Genomic DNA, 6,678 nt, shown 5'->3' with positions numbered 1-6,678 from the left:
CGGGCCCCGGCACCTCCGAGGTGCCGGGGCCCGTCGGCCGCCGATGGCGAGCGTGCCCGCGCTCAGCCCTGGGGCTTGGGCGCGGAGTAGATCTTCTCGATGATCGGGGCGAGGTCCTTCACGACGACGTTGCGCTTGAGCTTCAGCGAGGGCGTGAGATAGCCGTTCTCCTCGGTGAAGTCGGAGTCGATGACCACGAAGGAGCGGATCGACTCGGCCCGGGAGACCGACTCGTTCGCCCGGTCCACCACCTTCTGCAGCTCGGCGCGGATCTCCGCGTCCTCCGCGGCCTGGGTGAGGCTCATCTCCGGCTTGCCGTTGTTCTTCAGCCAGGTCGGGAGCATCTCGGCGTCCAGCGTGAGGATCGCGGCGACGAAGGGCTTCTGGTCGCCGATCACCACGCACTGGCTGACCAGGGGGTGGGAGCGCAGCTGGTCCTCGAGCTGCGCCGGGGAGACGTTCTTGCCGCCCGCGGTGACGATGACCTCCTTGCGGCGTCCGGTGATCGTGATCGATCCGTCGTCGGCGAGCGAGCCGAGGTCACCGGTATGGAACCAGCCGTCCTTCAGGGACTCGGCGGTGGCCTCGGGGTTGTTGTGATAGCCCTTGAACACCATCACGCCCTTGACCAGCAGCTCCCCGCTGTCGTCGATCGCGACGGAGGAGCCGGGCAGGGGCGGGCCCACGGTGCCGGGGCGGACGTCCCAGGGCAGGTTCACGCAGATCGGCGCCGTGGTCTCGGTGAGGCCGTAGCCCTCGAGCACGGTCACGCCGATGCCGCGGAAGAAGTGGGACAGCCGCGCACCCAGCGGAGCGCCGCCGGAGACCGCCCACCTGACCTGACCGCCCATCGCCTCGCGCAGGGTGCCGTAGACGAGACGGTCGAAGAGCTTGTGCTTGAGCGAGAGGGTGAGCGGGACCTTCCCGTCGGCCTGCGCGGTGGAGTAGTCGATCGCGGTCTTCGCGGCGGCGCCGAAGATCCTGCCCTTGCCGCTGGCGATCGCCTTGGCCTCGGCGCCGTTGTAGACCTTCTCGAACACGCGCGGCACGGCGAGCAGGAAGGTGGGCTTGAAGGCGGCGAGGTCGGGCAGGAGGTTCTTGGTGTCCGGGGTGAAGGCCGTGGTGACCGGCCAGGCCGCGGCGAGCACCGTGATCAGACGGGCGAAGACGTGCGCCATGGGCAGGAACATCAGCAGGCGCGAGCCGCTGGGCAGCACCTTCTCGCCCAGCAGCGTCACCGCGCTGCGGGTGGTGTCGACGAAGTTCGAGTGCGTGAGCTCGGCGCCCTTGGGACGGCCGGTCGTGCCGGAGGTGTAGATGATGGTGGCGACGTCGTCGAGACGGCGCGCGGTGCGCCGGGACTCGAGCTCCTCGTCGCTGATCCCTGCGCCGCGCTGCCTGAGGTCCTCGAGGATCCCGTCCTCCAGCACGCCGATGCGCTGCAGAGCCGGCAGCTCGCCGCGCACCGACTCCATGTCCTCCTTGTGGCGCGTTGACTCGACGAGGGCGAACTTCGCCGCGGAGTCCGAGGCGATCCACTGGATCTGGCTCGGGGAGGAGGACTCGTAGATCGGGACGCTGACGCCGCCGGCCCACCAGATCGCCCAGTCCGCCAGCGCCCACTCGTAGCGGGTGCGGGAGAGGATCGCGACGACATCGCCGGGGGCGACGTCGGAGGCGATCAGCCCCTTCGCGACCGCCTTGACGTCCTCGACGAAGTCGGCGGTCCGCATCGGACGGTAGCCGCCGCCCTCCTGGGCGAGCTCGAAGATCGGCACGGAGGGATCCGTCCTGAGGCGCCCCAGCAGCAGGTCCGTCGCGTTCTCGTCGGGGCTGCTGTGATGCTGGGGCGGCGTGGTGTACTGCTTCATCGAATCTCCTTCGATCCGGCGGGGTGCACGTGACCGGCGTACCGGACGACCTGGCCGGAAGCGCTGGTGGGGTCGTGCCGAGTCTACGGCAGTGCGCCACTACGATGAGCGCGACAGCTGCGCGACGACCGGATGCGCGCGGCGCGCAGGGGAACGAGGCAGGGACGGATGCTCTCCATCGGAGTCGACATCGGCGGCACGAAGATCGCGGCAGGGGTCGTGGACGAGGACGGCGAGATCATCGCCGCGACCACGCGCAGCACGCCGGCGACGGACCCGGCGCTGCTCGAGGCCGCGGTCGCCGATGCGGTCGCGGAGCTGCGCGGCGAGCACGCCGTCGGCGGGATCGGCGTCGGCGCGGCCGGGTTCATCGGCGCGGACCGGCGCACCGTCACCTTCGCCGCGAACCTGGCCTGGCGCGATCATCCCCTCGCCGACGAGCTCGAGCGCCTCACAGGGCTCCCGGTCGTCGTCGAGAACGACGCGAACGCCGCCGGCTGGGCGGAGTTCCGCTTCGGCGCGGCTCGGGAGGCGCGCCACATGCTGATGCTCACCGTCGGCACAGGACTCGGCGGCGCGGCCGTGATGGAGGGCGTCCTGCTGCGCGGCAGCGGGGGCTTCGCCGGCGAGGTCGCCCACATGACCGCGGTGCCCGACGGGCAGTGGTGCGGGTGCGGGCTGCGCGGCTGCCTCGAGCAGTACACGGCCGGCACCGCGCTCGTGCGCGCCGCGAAGCGCCGGGCCGCGAGCGGCGACCCGCTGCTCGGTCCGCTGGTGCAGGCCGCGGGCGGGGACCGGCGTGCGATCGACGGCCCGCTCGTCACGCGACTGGCCCAGCAGGGGGACCCGGGCGCGCGGGAGCTCATCGCCGAGATCGGGACCTGGCTCGGACGCGGCGCGGCGACGATCTCCGCGCTGCTGGACCCCGACGTGATCGTCGTCGGCGGCGGGGTCTCGGCCGCCGGGGACCTGCTGCTGGATCCCGCCCGACAGGCGTACTCCGTGAGCCTCACCGCCCGCGCGCACCGGCCCCTGGCACCCTTCGTGCTCGCCGGCATGGGGAACCGTGCCGGGATCGTCGGCGCCGCGGACCTCGCCCGCTGAGCCGCGCAGGCGGGGAGCGCAGCCGCGCAGGCGGGGGCCGGCTCAGACCTCGGCGCCGTCGTCCCCCTCGTCGCGAGGGCGGCGCGGCAGCCGCAGCAGCAGCGAGACCATCCCGCCGAGCGCCGCGGCGCCGCCGGCCCATCCGAGCACGGAGGGCAGCGAGGCCGAGAGCGTCACGGCGAGCAGGAGCACGAAGCCGCCGAGCAGCGCGGTCCACGACCACAGCACCGCGGAGGAGGGCTGGGGGAGGTCCGGGTCCGGCGGGTCGAAGTCGCCGTAGAGCACCTCGTCGTCGTCGAGCTCGCGCGGCGGGGCGTCCCGCGGCCCCCTCGAGGGATGCGCCTCCCGGGCACGTCGGCGGGACTCCTGCAGGGTCTCCTCGGTCGGCGGCCCGTCCTCGTCCTCCTCGGCGGCGAAGCGGCCGGGGCCGTCCTCGTCCTCCGGCGCGGCCGGCTCGCGCGGCGCCCTCCCGGGGCCGAGCGCGAGCCCCTCGTCGCGCAGCATCCGGGCGAACTCCGCGTCGACGTCGCGGGGCTCGGGGGAGCGGCCGTCCTCCCCGCTCATCGGGACCCCTCGGGGACGGGGACGCGGGCGTCCAGGAACCGGGCCGAGGTCTCGAACAGCAGCGGGGCGTCGTGGTCGAGCGGCGCCAGATGGTGGCTCCGGGCGAGCGAGAGCCGTTCGACGGGCCCGCGGACCCGGGCGGCGACGAGGTCGCTGTCGGAGGGCGGGACGGTGTGGTCGACGCGGGAGGTCGCCAGCAACAGCGGGGCCCGGACGGCGCCGAGACCCTCGCGGGTGCGGCGGAACAGCCGGCGCAGCTGGCCGACGGCGCGCACCGGCATCCGCTCGTACGCCTCCTCGGAGGCGTCCTCGCGCGCGATGTCCGACCCGATCCCGGGCAGGGTGCGCACCACCGGGGCGATCAGATCGGCCGCGACCGCGATCCGCGGCAGCGTCATCCCCGGGTTCACCGCGACCACGGCGCAGATCGCCCCGGCGAGCTCCTCGTCCTCGGCGAGGGCGAGGGCGAGGTTCCCGCCCATCGACAGCCCGCCCACTGCGATCGGCCCGAGCTCGCCGGACAGCTCCAGCGCCGCCTCGCGCACGCACCCGTACCAGTCCTGCCAGCTGGTGCGCGCGAGGTCCTGCTCTGTGCGCGCGTGGCCGGGCAGCAGCGGCAGCTCGACCTCCCAGCCGAGCGCGGCGTGGTGCTCCGCCCAGGGACGCATCGACTGCGGCGAGCCGGTGAACCCGTGGCACAGGAGGAGCCCGCCGCGCGGGTTAGAGTGACCCCGCGCGCGCCACGGCCGGGACAGTTCGCTGAACGCCATGGGGACATCGTCGCATCCGCTTCCGCCCGGGGCATCCTCGCCCCGTCCTCGAGCGCCCGCAGGAGGGCCGACGTGCTGTACGAGATCGCCAAGCCCTTCGTCATGGCGGTGGTGAGGGCCGTGTGGGCACCGACGCTCAGCGGCCACGAGAACATCCCCGTGCAGGGGCCGGTCATCCTGGCGTCGAACCATCTCACCTACGCCGACACCGTGTTCCTCCCCGGACAGGTGCGGCGCAGCGTGCACTTCCTGGGCAAGTCCGACATCTTCTCGGGCCGCTCGCCGATCGCGCGGCTGGCCGGTGCGGTGATGCGAGGGCTGCACGTGATGCCCGTGGATCGCAGCGGCGGCGGGGCCGCGCGCACGGCGATCCAGGCGGGGCTCGAGGTGCTCTCCCGCGGCGACGTGCTCGGCATCTATCCCGAGGGGACCCGGAGCCCCGACGGTCGGCTGCATCGCGGGAAGACGGGGGTGGCGCGCTTCGCCCTCGCGGCGGAGGCGCCGATCGTGCCGGTCGCGATGATCGGCGCCTTCGAGGCGCAGCGGGGACGGAAGTACTTCCCGCGCCGTCGACCCCGCATCCATGTGGAGGTCGGGGCACCGATCGATCCGGCGGAGGTTCTCGCCCGCCATCCCGGAGCCGATGAGGCGACACGGCTGCGCGCCGTGACCGACGAGGTCATGGACCGCATCGCTGCGCTCTCCGGGCAGGAGCGGGCCCCGGAGTACGCGAGCGACGTGAAGCGCAGGCTGCGCGCGGAGCAGGCCGCCTCGAACCCCTCCGGGACCCGGCGCCGACGGCGCTGAGCCCCTGACGGACTCCCGTCGGGCCTGGGCCGTGCCCGCGACGGGCCGCGCGCTGCCCGGCGATCGGTCCCTGAGCACGCACCCGTGCGGAACTGGCTACCCTGTCGGCGTGACTCCATTCAGCCCCGACGCCCCCGCCCGCGCCCACGACTTCTCGCTGTCCTCGGCCGACGACGGCCTGGCGGCGCTCGGCGCCTGGCGCGAGCTCCCGCGCGTGCAGCAGCCCGTGTGGCCCGACGAGGGGTCCCGCGCCCAGGTCTTCGACGACCTGCGCGCCGCGCCGCCGCTGGTCTTCGCCGGCGAGGTCGACGTGCTGCGCGAGCGCGTCGCCGCCGCGGCCCGCGGCGAGGCCTTCCTCCTCGCCGGCGGCGACTGCGCCGAGACCTTCGCGGACTCCACCGCGGATCGCATCCGCAACAAGATCCGCACCATTCTGCAGATGGCGGCCGTGCTCACCTACGGCGCCTCCGTGCCGGTCGTGAAGATGGGCCGGATGGCCGGACAGTTCGCCAAGCCCCGCTCCGCCGACGAGGAGACCCGCGACGGCGTGACCCTGCCCACCTATCGCGGCGACGCGGTCAACGAGTACGCCTTCACCGAGGAGGCCCGGAAACCGGATCCGCGCCGCCTGTGGAAGACGTACACCACCAGCGCCTCCACGCTGAACCTCCTGCGCGCCTTCACGAACGGCGGCTTCGCGGACCTCCGCGAGGTCCATTCCTGGAACCGCGGCTTCACCTCCTCGGGCGTCGGCTACGACCGCTACGAGGAGCTCGCGGGGCAGATCGACAAGGCCGTGCGCTTCATGGACGCGATCGGCGCGGACTTCGACGCGCTGAAGGTCGTGGAGTTCTACGCCTCCCACGAGGCGCTGCTGCTGGACTACGAGGAGGCGCTCGCGCGCATCGACTCCCGCACCGGCGAGATCTATGGCTGCTCGGGCCATTTCCTGTGGATCGGCGAGCGCACCCGTCAGCTCGACGGCGCGCACGTGGAGTTCATGTCCCGTCTGCGCAACCCGATCGGGGTGAAGCTCGGCCCCGACGCCTCCCTCGACGACGCGCTGCGCCTGATCGACCGCCTCGACCCCGAGCGCGAGCCGGGCCGGCTCACCTTCATCACCCGCATGGGCGCCGGGAAGATCCGTGACCGGCTCCCGGCGCTGGTCGAGGGCGTGCGGGATGCCGGCGCCCAGGTCGCCTGGGTGACGGACCCGATGCACGGCAACACCATCACCTCCTCCAACGGCTACAAGACCCGCCGCTTCGAGGACATCCTCGACGAGGTCGTGGGCTTCTTCGAGGTGCACCAGGAGCTCGGAACCGTCCCGGCGGGCCTGCACATGGAGCTCACCGGCGACGACGTCACCGAGGTCCTGGGCGGCACCGGGGAGATCGACGAGGAGGGCCTCACCCGCCGCTACGAGACCCTCGTGGACCCGCGGCTGAACCATCAGCAGTCCCTCGAGCTCGCCTTCCTCGTCGCGGAGATGCTCTCCCGCCGCTGAGCGGTTCCGCACCTCCGGCAGCCCGACGACGACGGCGCCGCCCCGATCGGGGCGG

The 6,678-nt window shown here is 73.2% G+C and carries 6 protein-coding genes; 3 read left to right on the top strand and 3 right to left on the bottom strand.

Going from position 1 to position 6,678, the window contains the following annotated elements; all coding sequences use genetic code 11:
* Positions 1–62: 62 nt before the first annotated feature.
* Positions 63–1,871 carry an AMP-dependent synthetase/ligase gene (locus HMPREF3159_RS15900; RefSeq protein ID WP_070502178.1) on the bottom strand — a complete coding sequence of 603 codons (1,809 nt, stop codon included), beginning with the start codon at positions 1,869–1,871 and terminating at the stop codon, positions 63–65.
* 168 nt (positions 1,872–2,039) lie between these two features.
* On the opposite strand from HMPREF3159_RS15900, the gene HMPREF3159_RS15895 reads away from it, so the two are divergent.
* Positions 2,040–2,975 (top strand): ROK family protein, encoded by a 936-nt coding sequence (locus HMPREF3159_RS15895; RefSeq protein ID WP_070502177.1) that lies wholly within the window; start codon positions 2,040–2,042, stop codon positions 2,973–2,975.
* Positions 2,976–3,017: 42 nt separating this feature from the next.
* Here the strand turns inward: HMPREF3159_RS15895 and HMPREF3159_RS15890 are convergent, their stop codons facing one another.
* Both HMPREF3159_RS15890 and HMPREF3159_RS15885 read right to left on the bottom strand, forming a co-directional pair.
* Positions 3,018–3,539, bottom strand: coding sequence for a hypothetical protein (locus tag HMPREF3159_RS15890; RefSeq protein ID WP_070502176.1), 522 nt, complete (start codon positions 3,537–3,539; stop codon positions 3,018–3,020).
* Positions 3,536–4,309, bottom strand: a complete 774-nt coding sequence (locus tag HMPREF3159_RS15885) for an alpha/beta hydrolase (protein ID WP_070502175.1) — start codon at positions 4,307–4,309, stop codon at positions 3,536–3,538. Before HMPREF3159_RS15885 ends, HMPREF3159_RS15890 begins: the two co-directional genes overlap by 4 nt.
* Positions 4,310–4,381: 72 nt before the next feature.
* On the opposite strand from HMPREF3159_RS15885, the gene HMPREF3159_RS15880 reads away from it, so the two are divergent.
* Both HMPREF3159_RS15880 and HMPREF3159_RS15875 read left to right on the top strand, forming a co-directional pair.
* Positions 4,382–5,116: a lysophospholipid acyltransferase family protein gene (locus HMPREF3159_RS15880; RefSeq protein ID WP_083305993.1), complete on the top strand. Its 735-nt coding sequence runs from the start codon at positions 4,382–4,384 to the stop codon at positions 5,114–5,116.
* Between the two features lie 109 nt (positions 5,117–5,225).
* Positions 5,226–6,623, top strand: coding sequence for a class II 3-deoxy-7-phosphoheptulonate synthase (locus HMPREF3159_RS15875; protein WP_371441717.1), 1,398 nt, complete (start codon positions 5,226–5,228; stop codon positions 6,621–6,623).
* Positions 6,624–6,678 lie beyond the last annotated feature (55 nt).

The sequence above is a fragment of the Brachybacterium sp. HMSC06H03 genome, from assembly GCF_001807385.1.
GTDB lineage: Bacteria > Actinomycetota > Actinomycetes > Actinomycetales > Dermabacteraceae > Brachybacterium > Brachybacterium conglomeratum.
The sequence above is the reverse complement of the archived record's forward strand: the minus strand, read 5'-3'. Positions and strand labels throughout refer to the sequence as shown.

Bases quoted from the DNA above. Each gene is read 5' to 3' on its own strand.
- HMPREF3159_RS15890 (WP_070502176.1), bottom strand. From the start codon at position 3,539: ATGAGCGGGGAGGACGGCCGCTCCCCCGAGCCCCGCGACGTCGACGCG.
- HMPREF3159_RS15895 (WP_070502177.1), top strand. From the start codon at position 2,040: ATGCTCTCCATCGGAGTCGACATCGGCGGCACGAAGATCGCGGCAGGG.
- HMPREF3159_RS15900 (WP_070502178.1), bottom strand. From the start codon at position 1,871: ATGAAGCAGTACACCACGCCGCCCCAGCATCACAGCAGCCCCGACGAG.
- HMPREF3159_RS15885 (WP_070502175.1), bottom strand. From the start codon at position 4,309: ATGGCGTTCAGCGAACTGTCCCGGCCGTGGCGCGCGCGGGGTCACTCT.